Here is a 20,486-nt window from a genome sequence, read left to right as displayed (position 1 = left end):
CAGAGAATAGCGGTTTTTCTGCAAATTGGAAGTTTCCCCTACTCCATAGGCAAGCCTTTGCTCGACACCGCCACAGTCCCGGTTTATGCCCCAGGCTCCACAGAGCAACTTTGGAATAGTTCTGCCAGCACATAGCGGTGCTTTCCTCGCCCGGGCTGGGTCTATACTGTGCAGCCAACACGGCGGTGCAGATTCGCATTGGCACTCCCCTCGCCGCCTCAGAACAACAGACAGACGAACAGACAAGGACGGAAACTCTTATGGCCGGCTCTCTCAACAAGGTAATGCTAATCGGCAATCTGGGACGCGACCCAGAAGTGCGGAGTTTTCAGAACGGCGGCAAGGTGTGCAACCTGCGTATCGCAACTTCTGAAACCTGGAAAGATCGCAATACCGGTGAGCGCCGCGAGCGGACCGAATGGCATTCGGTCGCAATCTTCAACGAAGGGCTGGTGCGGGTCGCAGAACAATATCTGCGCAAAGGCTCCAAGGTCTATATCGAAGGGCAGCTGCAAACCCGCAAATGGCAGGACCAGAGTGGTCAGGACCGCTATTCGACCGAGGTGGTACTGCAGGGCTTTGGCTCGACCCTTACGATGCTGGATGGCCGTGGTGAAGGTGGCGGCTCCGGCGGCGGCGGCTTTGGCGGCGGCCAGGGTGGCGGCTACGGCGGTGGCCAAGGTGGCGGCGGCTATGACAGCGGCAGCCAAGGTGGCGGCTTTGGTGGTGGTAGCAGCGGCCCATCACACAACATCGACGATGATGAGATCCCCTTTTAAACAAACACAGCATAGATCCCGGGTACGGGATGGAACAAAAAATGGCGTTGGTTCACACAGCGCCATTTTTTTTGCTTTCTTTACGCTGGGGAAACCTACCTTCTAAATACATTATTTAGGTTTGGTTGATATCTAAAATGAGCGCTATCCTCGCCATGAAGCCAGCGCAAATTTCGCTTTCAAGTCTCACTTTGAAAGCGTTTCTTAACGTGCTGCTCATAGCTCATCTGTGTAACTTCTTGCACAGGTCCGCAAACATGAGCCTCAACCTCTTCCACAAAATGCCCATCCCTGCAAAAATCGGGATTCTCATATCGATACCCCTTGCCTTGATGCTGTGGTTTTCAATCTCACATCTCATGGCTTTGCGCGACAAGGCAAGCGTAGATGCCGCAGCGACGGGAACTTTAATAAGCTCTTCCAGTGACTTGGTACATGCTCTTCAAGTGGAGCGCGGCACCAGTGCCGGCTACATTTCTAGCGGTGAGGCTGATCTTCCTGCTGCCTTGCTCAAAGCACGTCAGGACAGCATGGGACGACAGGCTGATTTCATTGATGCTTTGATCACGCTCACCGACAATACTGGGGAGGGTAACAATGAGGAGGATGCAAGCAGTTCTCAGCTCTCTGAACTGCGCAACAGCCTAAATGAGATCCGCGATATTCGCGCGCGGATCGATAATGGGGAGTTATCCCTTTCAGAGGCGGTCACTTTTTACACCCAACTCAACGAAAAACTCGTGGCCCTTGGGGTCAATATGGTCCAACAGATCGATGACCTCAGTATCTCTCGCCAGGGAACCGCTCTCTCCTATTTCCTGTTGGCCAAGGATGCCGCCGGGTTGGAACGGGCGGTTGGTGCAGCAGGTTTTGCCGCAGGATGGAGTGATTCCCTGCGCATTCGTCTGGCCATGATGAATGAGCGTGCCGAGGGCCGCCTGAGTGAGTTCAAGCGCTTTGCAGGTTCGGATTTTCAAGCTCTGGTTCGTAGCTTTGAGGAAGGCTCTCAGGCTCGAGAAGTCGCCAAGATACGTCATCTTGTTCTCACCGGAGGTGAGACCGGGGACATGACCTCCCAGAGCTGGTTCTCCCTTGCCACGCGCAAGCTTGAGCAAATGAAGGACATCGAAGACCAGCTCAACACGCTTCTTCTGGAAGAGATGGCGCGCTTTGATCAGGTCAACAGCAATGCGCTGACAACCAATCTGGTGGTTCTCGCAGGAATTCTACTGGCGGTTTTTGCGCTGCTCACCGTGGTTGCCCGCGATATCACCCGAGGCATCGCTGTGCTTGGCCATGCTCTCAAGCGTTTGGGGCGGTTTGAGCTGGATATCGACATTCCAGGTGCTGATCGGCACGACGAAATCGGACAGATGGCCCGCAGCGTCGTCGCCCTACGAGAGGCCTTTGAGCATAAGCGTCAGGAAGATGCCAAGATCGAAGCTCAGCGGGCTGAACGGGCGCTCTCGGTGACTAGAATGATTGGTCAGGGGCTTTCGCAACTGCGTGACAAGGTTCTAACCAACCGTATCCAGGGGGAGTTTCCCGAAGAATTTGAATCGATGAAGACCGACTTCAATGCGGCTTCAGAAGTGCTGCAGGACGCACTTCTTATGGTCAGCGATCTGTCTACCACAGTGAACAACGAGGTTCAGGCAATATCCCGCAATGCCGAAGATCTGTCGCATCGCACGGAATCCCAGGCCGTCGCGCTGGAGAAAACCACCTCTGCCATGACCGAGTTGAACGCCAGCGTCAGCCAATCCTCTTCCAACGCGCAGGAAGTGGACAAAATCGCGGCCTCTACCCTCGAAAATGTTCAGAATTGCCATCACACGGTGAATGAAGCGGTTGCCGCCATGGGAGAGATCTCCGCCTCATCCGGTGAGATCTCCAAAATCGCGCAGGTCATTGAAGATATCGCTTTCCAAACCAGCCTTTTGGCCCTGAATGCGGGTGTCGAAGCTGCCCGCGCGGGTGAGGCCGGTAAGGGCTTTATGGTTGTGGCCAGCGAAGTCCGTACCCTGGCAGAACGCAGCTCGCAGGCGGTTCGCGAGATTGATGAGATCTCGGCGCGCAGCTCCGAACAGGTTCGCAAAGGCACCAATCTGGTGGGACGTGCGGGCGATGCCATGTCAAAGGTGGATCGCCAGGTACAGGAAATCTCTACCTTGATGCAGGAAGTGGCCTCGGTGGTCACCGCACAGTCGGAGCAGCTGCAATCGATCAATGGCGCAGTCTATGAGATCGAACAGGTCACCCAGCAGAATGTTGCTATGGCAGAAGAAACCACTGCGGCGTCACAACAGCTGAGCCATCGCTCTTCGGAACTGAATGATCTAATCGCGCAGTTCTCCGTATCAGGTTCTGCAGCACTCAAAGGCTCCTCTGCTATGCCCTTTGCTGCGCCTTCTAGCCAGGCCGCATAGAAGGTCCAATGGATAGGCTACCCCCTGCTCGTGAGCAACGCTCAGGGGGTTAACCGGCAGACCAGCAGGAGCTTAACGAGGGATGGGCCACGGCATCAGCCGGAGAAGAGATGATGAATTTAAAACGAAAATGAGGGTGAGCAGAATTGCTCACCCCCTGTCTTATCTCCTGGATCCGCCGGACGGGATCCACTCTGAATCCCATAACAGGTCTCACCGCTGGTCCAGCGCCTCTTTCAGGATCTGTAGAACTATAGGTTTGGGAACGTCTGCAGTGACAAAAGCCTCACCAATGCCGCGCGCCAGAATAAAGCGAAGCTGCCCATCCACGACCTTTTTGTCCTGTCCCATCAGATCCAGCAGCGCCTCTGCGCTGGGAAGCTCCCCTTCAATATCGGAGAGATCGCATTTCATCCCCATAGCCTTGAGATGCGCGCGCACCCGGCTGGGATCTTCCTGACTGCACAGCCCCAATTGCGAGGAAAGCTCAAAGGCCAGGGCACAACCAATGGCGACCCCTTCCCCATGCAGCAGACGATCACCATAGCCGGTTGCCGCTTCCAGGGCGTGACAGAAGGTATGACCCAGGTTCAACAGGGCACGATCCCCCTGCTCGGTCTCATCCCGAACGACAATATCGGCTTTCATCTGGACAGAGCGCGCGACCGCTTCGACACGGGCTTCCATATCGCCCGCCGCAAGCGCAGGCCCTTTCTCTTCCAGCCAGGCAAAGAACTCCGCATCGCCCAAAAGGCCATATTTGGCCACTTCGCCATAGCCGGCCAGAAAATCACGAGGCGTCAAAGTGCCCAAAACTTCGGTATCAGCCAGCACCAGGCTGGGCTGGTGGAAGGCGCCAATCAGGTTTTTGCCCTGGGGCGCATTGATGCCGGTCTTGCCCCCAACGGAACTGTCGACCTGCGCCAGCAGGGAGGTTGGGATTTGCACAAAGCGCACGCCACGACGCAGGACCGAGGCGGCAAAACCGGCCAGATCCCCGATCACACCGCCACCAAAGGCCACAACCACATCGTTGCGCTCGACCCGCATCTCCAACAGCCATTCCACCGCACGGGTGAATTGCGGCCAGGCCTTGGTCGATTCCCCCGGAGGCAGGGCCAGGGCTTCCATCTCGATCCCCGCATAGGCGAGGCCCGCGCGCAGCTCTTCCAGATGCAGGGCCGCCACTGTTTCATCGGTCAGAACCGCAACCTTTGGCCGCCGCAATAGTGGCATGATCCGCTCACCGGCCTGGGCCAGCAGCCCGGGGCCGATCACCACATCATAGGCCCGCCCCTCAAGTGGCACATGCACGCAGCGTTCCATCAGTTTTTCTCCAATACATCGGGACGCGACTCGAGTGCTTCTATCACCCGGTCAACCATTTCTTCGATTGAGGCCTTGCCCTCAGAGACCACTGCGAGATCCGCCAGGGCATATAGGGGAACCCGTTTGTGGTAGAGGTCCGACAGGGTCGCATGTGGATCTGCGGTGCGCAGCAAGGGCCGGGTATCGCGATGCCGCACCCGGTTCCAAAGCACCTCCAGATCCGCGTTCAGCCAGACCGACGCGCCGTGCTGTGAGATGATCGCGCGGTTTTCCTCAGCCAGAAAGGCGCCGCCGCCGGTCGACAGGATACCGCATTCCTCTTCCAGCAAACGCGCAATGACCTGTCGTTCTTTCAACCTGAAAAAGGCTTCTCCATCGCGAGAGAAGATTTCAGGGATGGTCATATTTGCCGCCGCTTCGATCTCATGGTCACTATCCAGAAAGGGCACCTGAAGACGCGCGGCCAAGGCCCGGCCAACTGCCGTTTTTCCGGCCCCCATCATGCCCACCATGACAAGTGTCTTCTTGAGACGTCCAGGCACCTCTTTCTGAGGCATATCCGCGGGTATTTGCTCTTTTTCGCTCATAGTTGAGTGAATGACGTGATATTGACAAAAAGGCCATATATAACTTGAGCAAAACACCAAGAAACAGGCAACAGGTGACTGATGGGGCGATTGATCAAATATCTTTTCTATCTTGTGGTGGTGGCAGCGCTGGGCTTGGTCGCCTATGCCTACCTGGGCCCATGGTTTGGCGCTGATTTCAGCGCGCCAACGCAGGAAGTTCGCACGCCGGTGATCCTGGATGCGAATTGATGCACACAAAACCTGCCTCCCTCTTTGCCCTCTGTCTTAGCCTCTGGTTGCCACTCCCTGCTGGGGCGCAGGCGCCGCTGACAGTCATCGACTGGCTCGGACAGCCCGACAAAGAGCCGCAACTGCCGGACACGGTTTTGCTGGAGGCGCCGGTTACAGGCAGCGCGACACAGCCACAGGTCACCGTGACCCCATTGCAGGCGCTTTTGCCGCCCATCGGCCTGGTTTCGCCCACGGCAACGGGGCTGCCACTGGATCTTTGGGCTGGCAGTGAGGCGCAAGAGATTGCCCGCCTGATCCGTACGGTGCCTGTTCAGGGCAACCCGGCTTTGCAGTCCCTGCTATTCACGCTGCTGCTCTCAGAGAGCCGCCCCTTGCAGAGCGAGGGGGATGCCATCCTTCTGTCGCGTCTGGATCGCTTGATCGCGCAGGGCGCAACCGATCCGGCGCAGGCCCTTGTTGAGCAAGCTGGACCGGCGCAAACGCCAGAACGCTTTAAGCGCTGGTTTTTCACCACCTTGCTGAGCGGGGATGAGGATCGCGCCTGTGCGTCACTTACGGCGGCACCCCATCTTTCCAACGATTACCGGGTCCGCATCTTTTGCTCGGCGCGCCGGGGCGACTGGCCCACGGCTGCATTACTGCTGGAAGCCGCCCATGCGCTGGAGCTGCTCTCTAAGGAGGAGCTCAACCTGCTGGACCGCTTCCTGAATCCGGATGTTTTTGAGCTCGCACCACCGCTTCCCCTGCCCTCCAAACCCGATCCTCTAACCTTTCGCCTGTTTGAAACCATCGGAGAGCCCCTGCCAACCGCTCCCTTGCCACGGGTCTTTGCCGCGGCGGATCTGCGCGATGTTGCAGGATGGAAAGCCCAGCTGGAGGCCGCTGAGCGGCTGACCCGTGCTGGCGCACTGAACCCCAATCAGCTGTTGGGCCTTTACACCGAACGCCGCCCGGCGGCATCGGGCGGCGTCTGGGACCGCGTCGCAGCACTTCAAAGCTTTGAAAAGGCGCTGGAAAGCAACGACAGCGCAGAAATCGCCACGGCCCTGCCAGAGGTCTGGCAAGCCATGCAGAGCGCCGGTCTGGAGATTGGCTTTGCCGATCTCTTTGCCGAGGCGCTGGCCCGTTTTCAATTTGAGGGCGAAATCGCTGCCCTGGCCTGGCGTATTGAACTTCTGGCGCCAAGCTATGAGATCGCCTCTCACCGGTCCCCGGATCAAAAGGCTGAAACCCTGTTTCTCGCGGCTCTGGCTCAGGGACGCGCGGGCAGCTATGCCCCGAGATTGGTCGCTTCCGAAGACGGCACTGCGGCCGAAGCCCAGCCCCTGCCTCGACCTGCCCCTAGCCCTCTTGCCCATTCCATCGCACTGGGTTTCAGTGATGCAACCCGTCCTCCGGCGCAGATCCAGGCCCTTTTGGACAATGGCCAACTGGGAGAGGCAATCCTGCGCAGCATGACACTTTTCTCGCGGGGGGCTGCGGGCAATCTGGGGGATCTCACCCAGGCGCTTGCCGCCTTGCGCGCGATCGGGTTGGAGGACACGGCGCGTCGGGCAGCACTGCAATTGATGTTGTTGGAGCGCGGGTGATGACTGCGCCCGCAGATGACCATCAATGGATCTCCACCTTTCTGGAGGCCCAGGCCGCAGAAGCCGGCGCCGCACGAAATACCCTCTTGGCCTATGGACGGGATCTGAAGGACGCCGCTTCCTGGCTCTTTCATCGCGAGAGCGGGTTTGCTACCGCACAGCGGGCAGACATCGAAGCCTATCTGATAGCCTGTGACGCCGAAGGCCTGTCCCGCGCGACCCGCGCCAGACGTCTTTCGGCGCTGAAGCAGATCTATCGCTTTGCCTTTGAGGAAGGATGGCGCAGCGACAATCCGGCGATCCAGATCAGCGGTCCGGGGCGGGACAAGAAATTGCCCAAAACCCTGGAAGTCATTGAGGTTGATCGCCTGCTGGACGCGGCGCGCCAAACCGGGCGCAGCCCGGAGGACCGGTTGCGCAATTGCTGCCTGATGGAGCTGCTCTATGCCACTGGCATGCGGGTGAGTGAGCTGGTCTCGCTGCCCGTCTCCTCTGCGCGCGGTGATCCGCAGATGCTCTTGGTTCTGGGGAAAGGCGGCAAAGAACGGCTGGTGCCACTTTCTCCACCTGCCCGTGATGCGCTGGCCGCCTGGCTGAGCGTTAGAGACAAGGCCGATGAGGCGAACCGGTCCAAGGGCCACGCGTCTTCCCGGTTTCTGTTCCCCTCTCGAGGCAAAGCCGGTCATCTGACGCGGCATTTTTTCTACCTCCTGATCAAGGATCTGGCTGTCACCGGCGGCGTTGACCCCGAAAAGGTCACGCCCCATACGCTGCGCCATGCCTTTGCGACGCATCTTCTGGCCAATGGGGCGGATCTGCGGGCGATCCAGACCCTCCTGGGGCATGCAGATATCGCCACAACAGAGATCTATACCCATGTGTTGGAGGCCCGCCTGCAGGAACTGGTGATGGATCATCATCCGCTTTCCAAGACCCGTCGCAAGACGGATGCGGGGACAGCGCCGCCAGATTCAGAGAAAGACTAGCAAGGCAAGCCGCTGGCAGGTCTTGATTGGCGCGCGCCTGCGCCCCATAACCATTGATGACAGAACTGGAAAATCGGACCTCCCATGGACAGTGCCCAAAGCATGATGGATAGCGCCTTTTGGATTTCAGCCGGGGCAATCCTGCTCCTCCTGGTGCTCTCGGCCTTTTTCTCGGGCTCGGAAACCGCATTGACGGCGGCCTCGCGGGGCAAGCTGCGCAGTCAGGCCGACAAAGGTTCGCGCCGGGCGCAGCGCGCTCTGGATGTGACCGAGGATAGCGAGAGGCTGATTGGCTCGGTTCTTTTGGGCAACAACCTGGTCAATATTCTCGCCACCTCGCTGGCCACGGCGGTGCTGACCCGCGCCTTTGGCGAAAGCGGCGTGGCCTTTGCCACATTGGTCATGACGCTTCTGGTGCTGATCTTTGCAGAGGTTCTGCCAAAGACCTATGCGATCTCCAACGCCGAGAAGGCCGCCGCCGCAGTGGCCCCGGTCATTGGCCTGGTGGTCACCATTCTGGCGCCAATTGTGGGCGCGGTGCGTTTTCTGGTGCGGGGCATCCTGCGCCTCTTTGGGGTGCAGATCGACCCAGATAGCCAGATCATGGCGGTACGCGAAGAGATTGCCGGCGCCTTGCAGCTGGGCCATTCCGAAGGGGTGGTGGAGAAAGAGGACCGCGACCGAATTCTGGGCGCTCTGGATCTATCAGAGCGATTTGTCGAAGAAATCATGCTGCATCGTTCCAACATTCAGATGATCGATGCGGATGCGGAACCCTCTGTCATTCTGGAACAATGCCTGACCTCCCCCCATACCCGCCTCCCCGTCTTCAAGGATGAGCAGGAAAACATCGTTGGCATTGTCCATGCCAAAGACCTTCTGCGCGAAATGTACGCCCAGATCGGCGGGCCCGACGGCGACGCCGCAGCTCTCAACAACTTTCAGATCACCTCGGTCACCAAGCCCCCCTATTTTGTGCCCGAAACCACCACGCTGGACGAGCAGATGCGCCAGTTCCTGCGCCAACGCAGTCACTTTGCCCTGGTGGTGGATGAATATGGCGCTCTGCAGGGGCTGATCACGCTGGAAGACATCCTGGAAGAGATCGTCGGTGAGATCACCGATGAGTTCGATCCGGATGAGGAGAGCGTCGCCAAGAAAGACAGCGATGGCAACTATCTGGTGGATGGCGCCACAACCATTCGCGACCTCAACAGGGCCACCGACTGGAACCTGCCCGATGAGGAGGCCAATACAATCGCCGGCCTGGTCATTCATGAGGCGCAGATGATCCCCACCGTGGGTCAGGTCTTTGCCTTCCATGGCTTCCGCTTTGAGGTCATGGCCCGCGAGGGCAACCGCATAACTGGGTTTAAGATCAGGCCGCTGGCATGAGGGCGGCGGCGCGGCTTCTACACTGGTTTGATCAGGTCTTTGCTGATCTGTTCCGCCAGATGCGCTGGAGCTTTCTGCCGCCGCTGCTGATCTATTTTGCCTATGGCACCCAGGCCATCACCAGCGTGGCGGGCGCTTTTTTTGTCAAGGAATACCTGGATCTGGAGGCCGCTTTTCTAGCCGGTCTTGCCTTCTGGGCCGGGCTACCCTGGGCGCTGAAGATGCCGCTGGGCCATCTCACCGACCTGATCTGGCCCTGGAAATACCTGCTGATCCTCTTGGGTGCCGCCCTGATGGCCTCAAGCTATGGCATTATCGCCTCGCTGCTCTTGATGCCCGGGGCGATGGTAACCCTCGCGCCAGCCGCCAGCTGGTACGTGCTCTCAGCGCTGCTGGCCCCGGTGGGTTTTGTGCTGCAGGATGTGGTTGCCGATGCCATGTCGGTGGAGGCGGTGCCGCATAGACGCCCTGATGGTACGGCCTATTCCGGCGATGAGACACGGGCCATGCATACCACCATGCAAACCTTTGGCCGCATCGCTCTGATCGGCGGCTCCAGTGCTGCTGCCGCACTGAATGTGGTCCTGTTTGACGGCGCCGATGCCCTGCCCCAGGCAGAAAAAGGCGCGCTCTATGCTCAGGTCTACCAACTTGCCCTTCTGGTGCCGCTTTTGTCACTCAGCGGCGTTGCGCTGGCGATGGTGCAAAAGCACCTGAAGGCCACAAGACTGCGCCGTGCAGGCCTGGCTCAGGACAAGATCCGCAGCCTTCTGGAGATCCCGCGGGACGAGACAGCGGTAAACTGGTGGTACTTCATCGGTGGCGGCGCCTTTCTGGCCCTGTCACTTGGCGCCGGGCTGGGGGATATTCCCCATTCGCAAGAAGTGGTCTTTGCCGGTTCCATGGCCATCATTCTGGTGCTGATGCGCCAATTGATCCAGGCCCTGACGCCCGAGCAGGCCCGCGCCCTCATCGGTACCGCGATCATCATCTTTGCCTATCGTGCCACGCCGCTGAACGGCGCTGCCTCCACCTGGTTCGAGATCGACATACTGGGGTTTGATCCACAGTTCCTCTCGGTGCTTTCGCTGCTGACCTCACTTTTGACCCTGGCGGGTATGATTGTGCTGCGACCGATGATGGCCAATAACACCATTGTCTGGATCATCCTCTTCCTGGCTGCCACCGAAGCCGTTCTGAGCCTGCCCAATATCGGGCTTTACTACGGGCTGCATGAATGGACCGCCTCCCTGACCGGCGGGCTGGTGGACGCGCGTTTCATCGCGCTGGTGGATACGGCAGTAGAAAGCCCCCTGGGCCAGGTTGCGATGATCCCGATGCTGGCCTGGATCGCCCGCAACGCGCCTTCGGGTCTTAAGGCGACCTTCTTTGCGGTCATGGCCTCCTTTACCAATCTGGCGCTTTCAGCTTCCAGCCTTGGCACCAAGTACCTGAACCAGGTCTTTCTCGTCACCCGAGAGGTCAAGGACGAGGCTGGTCTGGTCACCACCCCTGCCGATTACAGCGCGCTGGGCGTGCTCTTGATCACCGTCGCCTTGATCAAACTGGCCATGCCGGTGTTGGCCGTTCTTCTGGTGCAAAACAGCCCCCTGCGCAGCCGCGATTAGGGCTACAGCACCACTGGTCGGCCCTCATTGCAGTGCGTCTGCAAGATCAATCGCCTCAGGCAATTCCTGCCTCACTCTTTCGAGGGATAGCCAATTTCTAAGGGCTGTGCTTTTCACCCCCTTAGCGATGTGCAGCTCCGCGCGCTTTCTTCAAAATCCAGGAACTCACGTGCGATGGATTGGGAAGCTGCTGCAAGAATGCGTTCCCCATCTTCTGGTGTGGCCAAAGCAGAATGGGAGCCCACCCGACCGTCAGGGAACATTTGCCGATGTTCCTCCGGGCGGCCGTGACGGTCGCCGCTATGTTCCTGGATATACTCCTGTGTCAGCTTGGTGGGCGCCTCGCTTGCATCCCCAGAAGGTAGCACGCCCAACAGGTACTGGGTGATTGCGACTTCGGATGGGGTTGCATGCATCCCCTCCCAATCACCATAAAGATCACGCCGAAGGCCGTTGACCTCTTCCGGCTCCCACCAACTGCGGATCCTCATCTGTTCAGGCTTGCAGCTGTTGGCGATGGCCCGCAGGGGCGCGAGATTGGCTCCATGGCCATTGACGACAAACACGCCCAGAAACCCCTGCGCCAGCAGGCCCGTGACAATCGCCCCGGCATGGGCCTGGAAGATCTCCTCCGGCATCGAAACGGTGCCCGGAAAAGCCGTGTTGAACGGGGCCGGAGTATAGGCCAGCGGCGGCGCGACAATGGCATCACAGGCCTCTGCGGCCAACAGCGCCACCGCTTTGGCGCATATCGTATCGGTACCAATCCGCCCCATTGGTCCATGCTGTTCGGTTGAACCAACAGGCAAAATAATCGCGGCCCCCTTGCGGATGCGGTTATCGACCTCCTGCCATGTCATGTGTTCAAGTTTCATGCGCGTTCCTTGCAGTTTTCGGGGGCGCTGATCTGAGCATCGCTTCCCCTTTTCGATTTGGGACGGTACGCTATCCCCATGGAAGATTCATTGCCCATCGAAGTAGAGAAACCGCCGCTGGACCACCTGATCGGCGCTGCTGTCAAGGCGCATCGCGTTTTGGCGGGGCTGACCCTGGCGGAGCTCTCGGCCAAGGCCAAGGTCTCGCCCGCAATGATTTCCAAGATCGAACGGGGGCAGGTCTCGGCCTCGCTCAGTTCGTTGGAAGCGCTGGCACAGGCAACAGGCGTGCCGCTGATCAATTTCTTTGCCGGTACGGTTGAGCGCACGGATGTGTCCTTTGTCGCGGCAGGCGAAGGCATGACGGTGCAGCGCCTGGGCAGTGGCTTTGGTCATATCTACAAGCTGATCGGACGGGCCGAATCCGGTCATGTGAATTTCGAGACTTTCAATGTGACGCTGGAGGGCCCCCTATCGCCCCGCCCGCTCTATCAGCATGAAGGGATCGAATTCGTACACGTCACCGATGGTGAGATGATCTACCGCTGTGGCGAAGGGGTCTATCACATGCGTCCCGGTGACAGTCTGAGCTATGATGCCAGTACCGCCCATGGCGCGGTCGAGCTGAAAACCGACAAGGTGAGCTTTATCACGCTGGTGGCCAAACCCGTCGCCTGAGACACAATGGTCTGAGCGCATCCGCCTGAGAGCTGGCCTAAGTGCACACACCTAAGAACTGACCTGAGAACTGAGAAAAGCCCGCCCCAATATGGGACGGGCCAGTGCAGTATGCGGGTCGGCTCAGAGTCCCCATTTCGCCTTGATATTCTCAAAGAAGCCCTGCGCCTTTTTCACTTTGACCCAGTTGTTCACATAGTTGATCCAGACCTGATCGGACTGCGGAAGCAACATGGCAATTGGTGAAGGTGAGCGCGGGCCAGTGCCTTTGACGCGCACCACCGGGAACTTGGCTTCAAGCGTGGAGCCCTCGATATTCGAGGTGATAAAGACATCGGCACGACCGGCCAGAACCTCTTGGAAGCCACGCGCCGGGGCCTCAACCACTTTGATGTCGGCATTCGGGAACCATTCGCGCACGCGCTTTTCAAAGGTCGTGCCAAGGGTGGTTGCAACCTTTACATCCGGCTGGTTGATCGACTCATAGCCGTCAAATCGATCCGCATTGGCCTTAAGAGTAAAGGGGTAGAGTTCGACTGAAATATAGCTCTCCGAGAAGCCTGCAACCTTCATGCGTGGCGGTGAGATCGAGGCGGAGCCGGTCATATGATACTTGCCCGCGACCACACCGTTGACCAGCGTTTTCCAATCCGTAGGCACGAATTCCACCTCCACGCCCAGATCCTTGGCCAGCTCGGTCATGATGTCGATATCAAACCCTTTGTAGCTGTTGGTCGCCGGATCGCGCAGGGTCATCGGGTTCCAATCCCCGGTGGTACCAACCTTGAGCACACCGCCGTCCAGAATCTCGTTCAGGGCGGATTGGGCGGTGGCAGCGCCGGCAAGTGCAAGGCTGATGGCGGCCGCGGCGACGACCTGGAATGCGCGTTTCATTGTGTTTCTCCCGTTGGTGGTTCTTGGACTGCCTTCGATTTGAAGCATTTTTGATACTTGATTTAACGCCAAGAGCGACGCTAACCTCAAGAAAAAAATTTCTTCAGAAGAAAAATTCACGCCAGGGGGGGGAGCCTAGCCAGTGAGCGAAACGGCAATCGAACTAGTGGATGTCAACAAATGGTATGGCACGTTCCATGTCCTCAAAGACATCAACTTATCCATCCAGACCGGTGAAAAGGTCGTGATCTGCGGCCCCTCGGGCTCTGGCAAATCAACGGTCGTGCGCTGCATCAACCGGCTGGAGGAACATCAAAAGGGAACCATTCGGGTCGATGGGATCGAACTGACCAATGATCCGAATTCCGTGGCGGCGATTCGCTCGGATGTCGGCATGGTGTTTCAGCAATTTAACCTGTTTCCGCATCTGACTGTGCTGGAGAACCTGACGCTGGGGCCGATGAAGGCGCGTGGCCTCTCCAAATCGGAAGCCGAGGCCAAGGCGATGCATTACTTGAAGCGGGTGCACATCCCGGATCAGGCGATGAAGCGCCCCGGACAGCTGTCCGGCGGGCAGCAGCAGCGCGTGGCAATTGCCCGTTCGCTCTGCATGGAACCCAAGGTTCTGTTGTTCGATGAGCCAACCTCTGCCCTGGACCCCGAGATGATCTCGGAGGTGCTGGAAGTGATGGTCGAACTGGCCCAGGAAGGCATGACAATGGTTGTTGTGACCCATGAGATGGGCTTTGCCCGCAAGGTTGCGGACAACATGATCTTCATGGATGCGGGTGAGATCGTCGAACAGGGCACCCCGGATGAGTTCTTTGGCTCGCCCAGATCCCCGCGCTGCCAGCAATTCCTCAGCCAAATCCTAGAGCATTGAGAAGGGGCGCAACGATGAAGAGGTTTCTTGTTCTACTGCTGCCGTTTCTGGTGCTGACCGGCTGTTCCAGCTCTTCCACCTGGGGCTGGTATGTTATCAACCCGATGACGGCCTCGGGCTGGGTCAATGTGAAATTCCTGATCTCAGGCATGGGCGATACCATCCTGATTTCGGTGATCGCGGCGGTCATCTCGATTGTGCTGGGGCTGATCGTGGCCTTGCCGGGCCTGGCCAAAAGCCGCTGGTGGCGCATGGTGAACCGGGTCTATGTCGAGCTGGTCCGCTCTATTCCCTTGCTGCCCATGCTGTTCTGGGTCTTCTACGGCTTGCCGATCATCTTCCGCGAGATGGGAATGAACGTCCCGATTGATCCCTTCTGGGGCGCGATCATTACACTGGCCCTCTCGGATAGCGCCTTTACCGCCGAGATTTATCGCGCAGGCATCCAATCGATTGCCAAAGGACAGACCGAAGCGGCGCAGACCATCGGCCTGAACTACCTGCAAACCATGCGCTACGTGATCCTGCCACAGGCGATCCGGCGCATTCTGCCACCCCTGGCCAACCAATTTATCTACATCGTCAAGATGAGCGCCTTTGCCAGTGTGATCGGCATGCAGGAACTGACGCGACGCGCCAATGAGCTGGTGGTGACAGAATACCGCCCGCTGGAAATCTATTCATTGCTGATCCTCGAATATCTGATCCTGGTGCTGATCATCAGCGCAGGGGTGCGCTGGCTGGAACGGCGGATGGGTTCGGACGAGCGCGGCTAAAAAAGGAGAAAAGACATGGATTGGAACACCTTCATGGCCGAGATTGAGGCCGATATCGGAAGTTTTTCTAAGGAAGTGCCCGAGACGGTCAAAGGCTTTGGCATTATGGGCAAAGCCGCCAAAACCAATGGGGCACTCAGTGAAAAGACCAAAGAAATCATGGCGCTGGGGATCGCAGTTGCGACCCGTTGCGACAGCTGCATCGGCTTTCATGTGCGCGCGCTGGTTCGGCTTGGGATCACCCGCGAAGAACTCTGTGAGGCGCTGGCCATGGCCACCTATATGGGAGGCGGCCCCTCCTATGCCTATAGCGCCAAGGCGCTAAAGGCCTTTGATGTCTTTTCTGGGCAGGAGTGAGCGATGCGACCAGACCTGATAGGTGCCAACGGCTACATACGCGATTGCTGGTATGTGGCCGGACGCAGCGAGGATTTTGGCCGCGAATTAAGCGCGGTGCGCATGCTGGGCGAAGAGATCGTGATCTACCGCGACACCAAGGGAATGGCGATTGCCCTGGAAGATGCCTGTCCCCATCGCAAACTGCCGCTGTCGCGCGGCACGATCGAAGGCGACCATGTGGTCTGTGGCTATCATGGGCTAACCTTTGACTGTAGCGGCGAATGCGTGATCGCCCCAACCCAGTTGGACAACCCGCCACGCCGCGCAGCGGTCCATTCCTATGCGGCCGAGGATCGCTGGGGCTTCCTCTGGCTCTGGATGGGGGATCCTGAGAAGGCGGACCGGGATAAGATCATCGACATCCCGAACTTCGACAATCCGACCTGGGGCAAGACCGCCAAGGGCGCGATGGAGATGGCCTGCCACTACCTCTACATCACCGACAACCTCTTGGATCCGAGCCATGTGGCTTGGGTGCATCTGACCTCCTTTGCCGGGGCCGGAACCGACAGCCGCCCCCTGGATTTGGAGGAGTTTGACGCAGGAGTTGTGGTGTCGCGCTGGATCTATGACGAGCCCCCCGCGCCCTATTACAAACCCATGCTGCCCTTTGGCCCGAACTGTGATCGCAAGCAGCATTACGAATGCCGATTGCCTTCGACCGCAATCAACATGTCGGTCTACGCGCCGGTGGGTGAAGGCGGTCCGGATAAGCCGATCTCACCCAATGCGCTGGTCAATATCTCTTATAATTTCATCACGCCGGTGGATGGGGAAAACTCGCGCTATTTCTGGTTCCAGCACCGCAATATGCATGCCGAAGATGCCGCTCTGTCCGAACGCATGTTCCAGGGGGCGATCATGGCCTTTACCGAGGACAAGGATGTGCTGGAATATGTGCAAACCGGCATGGCACGGCGCAAGACGCCCTACCTCAACCTTGGGCTCGATGCGGGCGCGATGCGGTTCCGATCCCGCGTGGCCAAAGCCATCGCAGCAGAAGAAGAGCTATCGAAGGCTTGACGGTGATTGCCACGGACCGGGAAACCGGCCTGTGGCATTCCTTACAGCCCCTCTACTGAAGGGCCCGCCTCAGGCGGCCCCCATCAAGCGGCCATTAGGTCCCTGCCCCACCTCCTGCGCTGGGGCGTCGAATACCGCCTGCACAGAGGGGTATTGAGCAAGGATCTCTGCACCACCGGGAACACAAAGTGGGTTAAAGACGCCGCCTTTCCAGACGGCGACCCCATCGATGCTGATGGTCGGATCCAGAACATTCAATGAGATTTCGCCGGGAGCGTAATGTCCACAAGTGTGGAAATGCATCAGGCGCGGATTGCCAAAGGCGCCGCCACTCCAACGCTCAAAGTTATTGGCGGCGGGCATGGTATAGGCACAACCAGGATGGATACCCGCATGCCAGGAATGCATGGTCAGGGGCTCAAGGTCGAACATCTGACCAACTTTCTCGTAGTGCATCTGAGCGCAATGCACATCCATCTCGTGACCGCTGAAATGCGTCAGGCGCGAATTTTCAAAATGCACCGCCAGCAGCTCTTGCAGGTCACAGCCATAGGGATCGTAGAACTTCGACCCGGTGCCAACCAGAAACCCGTCCTGCATCACCACGCCAGAGAACCCGCTAGCGGGCACCGGCGCAAAGACCGACATGGGAAAGCGGGTGACGCTGACATCCGCCGCCCCCGCCTGGGCGTAACATGCACCGGGGCCGGAAAAATCAGTACCAAGCGGACAGGACACGCGAATTTCTCTTGCCCCGGCGAAGAGCGCATTGACCGCATCCTTCAGTGCGACAAACCCTGTATAGTTGGCCTGCCCAAAGCCCGAGGCCAGCATCTCTGCGTCCAGCGCATAGGACATGATCGGACGGATACCCGCCATGGAGGCATCAAAGCGAATCTGGTCCCCGGTACGGGACAGAAAGATAGTGCGGTCAGCCTGTTTCATCGCCGCAACCAGATCCGCAGAAATCGCACCACCCATCGGATCGAAGGGCACTGTGCGTAGTTCTGCTCTCATCTCCAGCGCGTGGGCGGTTTCAAGTACCGCCTCAACAATCCCTTGATCATAATAGGTATTTTCGGGTTCTTCCCGAAGTACAAGTAAGCGGTCCCCTGCTGCCAGACCAGCACAGGTGATCAGCAGATTCTCAGCGCCAAGACGCAAATCGGACTGCTGCATGACAATACTCCCCACAAAGGTAACGCTTTGCCGCAACATTAGCGTCGGTCGTGCTGGTTGATCCACAAAAATTTCACCTGGGTTGATTTTTTGACTGTCAGTAATGCTACTTTTGGATTTAAGCTGGGCTGAAAGAACAGGAGACAATGATGAGCGCATGGATTGAAATGGTGCCCGACGAAGAGGCCACCGGCCGTCTGAAGGAACTCTTGGATAAGGCACGTACGCCGCATGGCACGGTCGACACGGTGATGCGGGTCCACTCTCTGCGGCCAGAAACCATGAATGGGCATGTGACGCTCTATCGTTCGGTGCTGCATTCACAGGACAACGTGCTGCCCTTCTGGTTCCTTGAGGTAGTCGCGAGCTATACCTCGATCCTCAATGACTGCACCTATTCGCTGACCCATCACTTTATGAACGTCCGCAACCTGATCCAGGATCAGCCGCGCAGCGACCGGATATTCCTCGCGCTCAAGGCGCAGCGGCCGGAGGATGAGTTCGAGGGCAAAGAGCTGGCGCTACTGCGCTATGCGGCCAAGCTGACGACTGATGTGGGCAAACTGATCAAATCGGATTTCGAAGCCTTGAAAATCGTAGGATGCAGTGATGGCGAGATCCTGGAGGTCAATCAGGTCTGCGCCTATTTCAACTACTCCAACAGGCTTCTCAACGGTTTGGGCGCGACCACTGAAAATGATGTGATCGGCTACTACAAGGGTGACACACAAGACGGTTAAAAGCCTGCGAACAAGGCGCGCAGCGCGCAGAATACTGTGCACCTTCCTGGGTCTCACCCGGCAATCGCCCCCTGATCGAACTCCCCACCTCAGCCGCCTCAGCCGCCTCAGCCATGGAAAAAATCTCTCGGGCGGGCGGCAGGTGCTTCATGCTCTCGATGCCCATTTTAAGATCGGGCCGCTGCGCCGCAAAACGCACCCCCCCCCACATAGAGCAGTATCATTGCAGCAACGATGGCCCAAACTGCCATCCTGCCCAATGCGCCATGCACTGCGTCGAGGATCACTCCGGTCAGAACCGAAACCACGACATCCATCGTGCTCGGCGCGCCGGAACGCGCGCCCACATCGGCACAAGCCTAAAACAGATAGAACGCGACAAGCGCCCCAACGAGGGCCTGTACCCAAATCGCGACAGGAATGCGGGGACGCGGACAGGATATAAGCCCCGCAAGAGCGAATTCATCTCTTTAAACCGCATAGCCGTCCAGCAGGGCTTCAGCCGACACGCCTGTGCCTGAGCCCAGGTTGGCGATACTGTTCTTCTTTCCCGCGAAATGAGGCGATAGGGTTGATGCCTGCATAGGCGCGGGAGGAAACGAGAAAAGCGCGCGCGATAGGGTATAGGCGCCATCCTCGGATGAATTTCCCAGTGCCGGACACTGCAGCGGCCTGCACGTCCGACTGCATGACATCAAGGTCAAGCTCTCCCTCAGGGATGGTGCGGGTGTTGTAGACCGAACCATAGATTGGTTCGACGGAGCATCGGATGCCATGCTCCTTGCGGCCCTTGTTAACCAGACGGCAAATCGCACCGCCTGTAGGGTAGTAGACCCCGGTCACACAACCAGTGCCGATTGTGATGAACTGCTGGTCCGCGCTCGCCCCGCCGCGAATTCCCTTGAATGCGGCCAAGGCCGCAGCCACAAAGACGTTGGAAACCTTCATGCTTTTCCATGCTTTTCCTCCCATTGCGGCCACCTGTGGCGATCGTTTTTTTTCGTGGAAAAGGCATAGACCAGGTTTTTCTTTGCGTAACCAGATAACTATTGTTTTTTTGCGATGGTCACATAGGCGTTCTGCGCGATGCGTGCTTCCTCATAAGACGTGATCCTCTCAGCGGCATCGACCCCTCCTCGCTTCATCAGCAATGAGAGCAGAGCCTCAAGCACCGCAATGGCGCCGGAGTAGCAGGCAAAATGATGCGTGCTGTTTGAGGAGACCGTGAGTAGGAAATCCGGCTTCAGGCCCGGAGAGATGATATCGGAATCTGTGATCAGGATCAGCTTCGCCCCGCGTTCCTGTGCGAATTTGCAGGCTTCCACGGTCTCTCGTGAATAGGGGGTCAGGGTGATCGCGATCACCGCATCGCCGGGCTTGGCGCGTGTCAACTCATCCACCGCACTCCCCATATGTCGAGGGATAAGTTCCAGCGATGGCAAGGCCATACGCCCAACATAGTGAAAGTAGAACGCCATCGAATAACTGGCCCGTACCGCCGTCACAAAGGTGGTATTGGCGGACAACAGCAGGGTCACAATCTCATCCAGCAGTTCGGGTGTCTGGCGTTCAAGGGAGCGCTGCGTATTGGAGAGCGTATTCAATGCCGCTTCCGCCTGAACCTGCCCGGCCTCTCCTTTCTCATAGAGACCATCGATCCAGTTGGGTCGCTCCTGCAGCTCGGTGGTTGAGACTAGGGCATGGCGAAAGGGTTCACGGAACTCTTCAAAACTATCGAATCCGATTTTTTCTGCCAACCTGACCAGGGTGAATGTGCTGACACCCGCCTTGCGGGCAGTATCCCGCACATAGTCGAGACCAAAGTCAGCTGGGTTGTCGAGGATGTACTTGGCCACAACCTGCATGCGAGGAGAGAAACTGGAAACCCCCTCCTTAAGCTTTGAAATTGTTTTGGATTTTAGCGTCGGGTCCATTTTGATTCGCTCCAAGAGAGTGGGCTTCCAGAGATAACCAGTGTTATCTTTGGGCGGCTATTGACTACTATCGTAATTTATCTGTTCTTTCCATGGCAACGCGACAAGTGACGAGACCGCAGAGGTCTCCTCCAATCAGAAAGACAGAG

At 58.1% G+C, this 20,486-nt stretch carries 21 protein-coding genes; 13 read left to right on the top strand and 8 right to left on the bottom strand.

What is annotated here, in order from left to right; translation table 11 throughout:
* Nucleotides 1-260 precede the first annotated feature (260 nt).
* A complete protein-coding gene (gene ssb / locus RSK20926_RS03785; protein ID WP_037253698.1) occupies nt 261-779 on the top strand; it encodes a single-stranded DNA-binding protein in 519 nt (172 codons plus the stop codon).
* 359 nt (nt 780-1,138) lie between these two features.
* Nucleotides 1,139-3,208 carry a methyl-accepting chemotaxis protein gene (locus tag RSK20926_RS22005; RefSeq protein ID WP_198136555.1) on the top strand — a complete coding sequence of 690 codons (2,070 nt, stop codon included), beginning with the start codon at nt 1,139-1,141 and terminating at the stop codon, nt 3,206-3,208.
* Between the two features lie 213 nt (nt 3,209-3,421).
* Here RSK20926_RS22005 and aroB read toward each other — a convergent pair whose 3' ends face one another.
* Entirely contained in the window at nt 3,422-4,534 is a 1,113-nt protein-coding gene (gene aroB / locus RSK20926_RS03775; RefSeq protein ID WP_008204513.1) for a 3-dehydroquinate synthase, read from the bottom strand.
* On the bottom strand, nt 4,534-5,124 hold the full coding sequence (locus RSK20926_RS03770) for a shikimate kinase (protein ID WP_008204512.1): 591 nt from the start codon (nt 5,122-5,124) through the stop codon (nt 4,534-4,536). Before RSK20926_RS03770 ends, aroB begins: the two co-directional genes overlap by 1 nt.
* Before the next feature lie 81 nt (nt 5,125-5,205).
* On the opposite strand from RSK20926_RS03770, the gene RSK20926_RS22980 reads away from it, so the two are divergent.
* From RSK20926_RS22980 to RSK20926_RS03750, 5 genes are all read left to right on the top strand, one after another.
* Complete coding sequence (locus tag RSK20926_RS22980; protein WP_008204511.1) at nt 5,206-5,355, top strand: hypothetical protein; 150 nt, start codon at nt 5,206-5,208, stop codon at nt 5,353-5,355.
* Nucleotides 5,355-6,947, top strand: a complete 1,593-nt coding sequence (locus RSK20926_RS03765; RefSeq protein ID WP_008204510.1) for a hypothetical protein — start codon at nt 5,355-5,357, stop codon at nt 6,945-6,947. The genes RSK20926_RS22980 and RSK20926_RS03765 overlap by 1 nt, the downstream gene beginning before the upstream one ends.
* The gene (locus RSK20926_RS03760; RefSeq protein ID WP_008204509.1) at nt 6,947-7,933 is read left to right on the top strand and encodes a tyrosine recombinase; all 987 of its coding nucleotides are present in this window, start codon (nt 6,947-6,949) and stop codon (nt 7,931-7,933) included. The genes RSK20926_RS03765 and RSK20926_RS03760 overlap by 1 nt, the downstream gene beginning before the upstream one ends.
* Before the next feature lie 84 nt (nt 7,934-8,017).
* Nucleotides 8,018-9,328 carry an HlyC/CorC family transporter gene (locus RSK20926_RS03755; RefSeq protein ID WP_008204508.1) on the top strand — a complete coding sequence of 437 codons (1,311 nt, stop codon included), beginning with the start codon at nt 8,018-8,020 and terminating at the stop codon, nt 9,326-9,328.
* A complete protein-coding gene (locus RSK20926_RS03750) occupies nt 9,325-10,956 on the top strand; it encodes a membrane protein (protein WP_008204505.1) in 1,632 nt (543 codons plus the stop codon). The genes RSK20926_RS03755 and RSK20926_RS03750 overlap by 4 nt, the downstream gene beginning before the upstream one ends.
* A 113-nt stretch (nt 10,957-11,069) precedes the next feature.
* Here RSK20926_RS03750 and RSK20926_RS03745 read toward each other — a convergent pair whose 3' ends face one another.
* Nucleotides 11,070-11,831 (bottom strand): creatininase family protein, encoded by a 762-nt coding sequence (locus tag RSK20926_RS03745; protein ID WP_008204503.1) that lies wholly within the window; start codon nt 11,829-11,831, stop codon nt 11,070-11,072.
* Between the two features lie 78 nt (nt 11,832-11,909).
* Between RSK20926_RS03745 and RSK20926_RS03740 the strand changes: the two genes are divergently transcribed.
* Nucleotides 11,910-12,509, top strand: a complete 600-nt coding sequence (locus RSK20926_RS03740; RefSeq protein ID WP_008204501.1) for a helix-turn-helix domain-containing protein — start codon at nt 11,910-11,912, stop codon at nt 12,507-12,509.
* A gap of 123 nt (nt 12,510-12,632) precedes the next feature.
* Here RSK20926_RS03740 and RSK20926_RS03735 read toward each other — a convergent pair whose 3' ends face one another.
* On the bottom strand, nt 12,633-13,403 hold the full coding sequence (locus RSK20926_RS03735) for a transporter substrate-binding domain-containing protein (RefSeq protein WP_037253695.1): 771 nt from the start codon (nt 13,401-13,403) through the stop codon (nt 12,633-12,635).
* 142 nt (nt 13,404-13,545) lie between these two features.
* On the opposite strand from RSK20926_RS03735, the gene RSK20926_RS03730 reads away from it, so the two are divergent.
* The 4 genes from RSK20926_RS03730 to RSK20926_RS03715 are packed head-to-tail and all read left to right on the top strand — an operon-like array spanning nt 13,546 to nt 16,484.
* Complete coding sequence (locus RSK20926_RS03730; protein ID WP_008204497.1) at nt 13,546-14,286, top strand: amino acid ABC transporter ATP-binding protein; 741 nt, start codon at nt 13,546-13,548, stop codon at nt 14,284-14,286.
* A 14-nt stretch (nt 14,287-14,300) separates the two neighbouring features.
* Nucleotides 14,301-15,062, top strand: a complete 762-nt coding sequence (locus tag RSK20926_RS03725; protein WP_008204496.1) for an amino acid ABC transporter permease — start codon at nt 14,301-14,303, stop codon at nt 15,060-15,062.
* Between the two features lie 15 nt (nt 15,063-15,077).
* Nucleotides 15,078-15,419, top strand: coding sequence for a carboxymuconolactone decarboxylase family protein (locus RSK20926_RS03720; protein ID WP_008204494.1), 342 nt, complete (start codon nt 15,078-15,080; stop codon nt 15,417-15,419).
* A 3-nt stretch (nt 15,420-15,422) separates the two neighbouring features.
* Entirely contained in the window at nt 15,423-16,484 is a 1,062-nt protein-coding gene (locus RSK20926_RS03715) for an aromatic ring-hydroxylating dioxygenase subunit alpha (protein ID WP_008204493.1), read from the top strand.
* Nucleotides 16,485-16,553: 69 nt separating this feature from the next.
* Here the strand turns inward: RSK20926_RS03715 and RSK20926_RS03710 are convergent, their stop codons facing one another.
* Entirely contained in the window at nt 16,554-17,663 is a 1,110-nt protein-coding gene (locus RSK20926_RS03710; RefSeq protein WP_157133035.1) for a hypothetical protein, read from the bottom strand.
* A gap of 149 nt (nt 17,664-17,812) precedes the next feature.
* Between RSK20926_RS03710 and RSK20926_RS03705 the strand changes: the two genes are divergently transcribed.
* Nucleotides 17,813-18,403 (top strand): carboxymuconolactone decarboxylase family protein, encoded by a 591-nt coding sequence (locus RSK20926_RS03705; RefSeq protein WP_037253693.1) that lies wholly within the window; start codon nt 17,813-17,815, stop codon nt 18,401-18,403.
* A 167-nt stretch (nt 18,404-18,570) separates the two neighbouring features.
* Here RSK20926_RS03705 and RSK20926_RS22760 read toward each other — a convergent pair whose 3' ends face one another.
* From RSK20926_RS22760 to RSK20926_RS03695, 3 genes are all read right to left on the bottom strand, one after another.
* Entirely contained in the window at nt 18,571-18,750 is a 180-nt protein-coding gene (locus RSK20926_RS22760; RefSeq protein ID WP_157133034.1) for a hypothetical protein, read from the bottom strand.
* A 151-nt stretch (nt 18,751-18,901) separates the two neighbouring features.
* Complete coding sequence (locus RSK20926_RS03700) at nt 18,902-19,375, bottom strand: TAXI family TRAP transporter solute-binding subunit (RefSeq protein WP_008204487.1); 474 nt, start codon at nt 19,373-19,375, stop codon at nt 18,902-18,904.
* Nucleotides 19,376-19,449: 74 nt separating this feature from the next.
* Nucleotides 19,450-20,337, bottom strand: coding sequence for a MurR/RpiR family transcriptional regulator (locus RSK20926_RS03695; protein WP_037253692.1), 888 nt, complete (start codon nt 20,335-20,337; stop codon nt 19,450-19,452).
* Nucleotides 20,338-20,486 lie beyond the last annotated feature (149 nt).

Origin of the sequence: Roseobacter sp. SK209-2-6, from assembly GCF_000169455.1 — a bacterium.
Lineage (GTDB): Bacteria > Pseudomonadota > Alphaproteobacteria > Rhodobacterales > Rhodobacteraceae > Pseudophaeobacter.
Note: the sequence above shows the minus strand (reverse complement) of the source record. Positions and strands in the feature narration are given on the sequence as shown.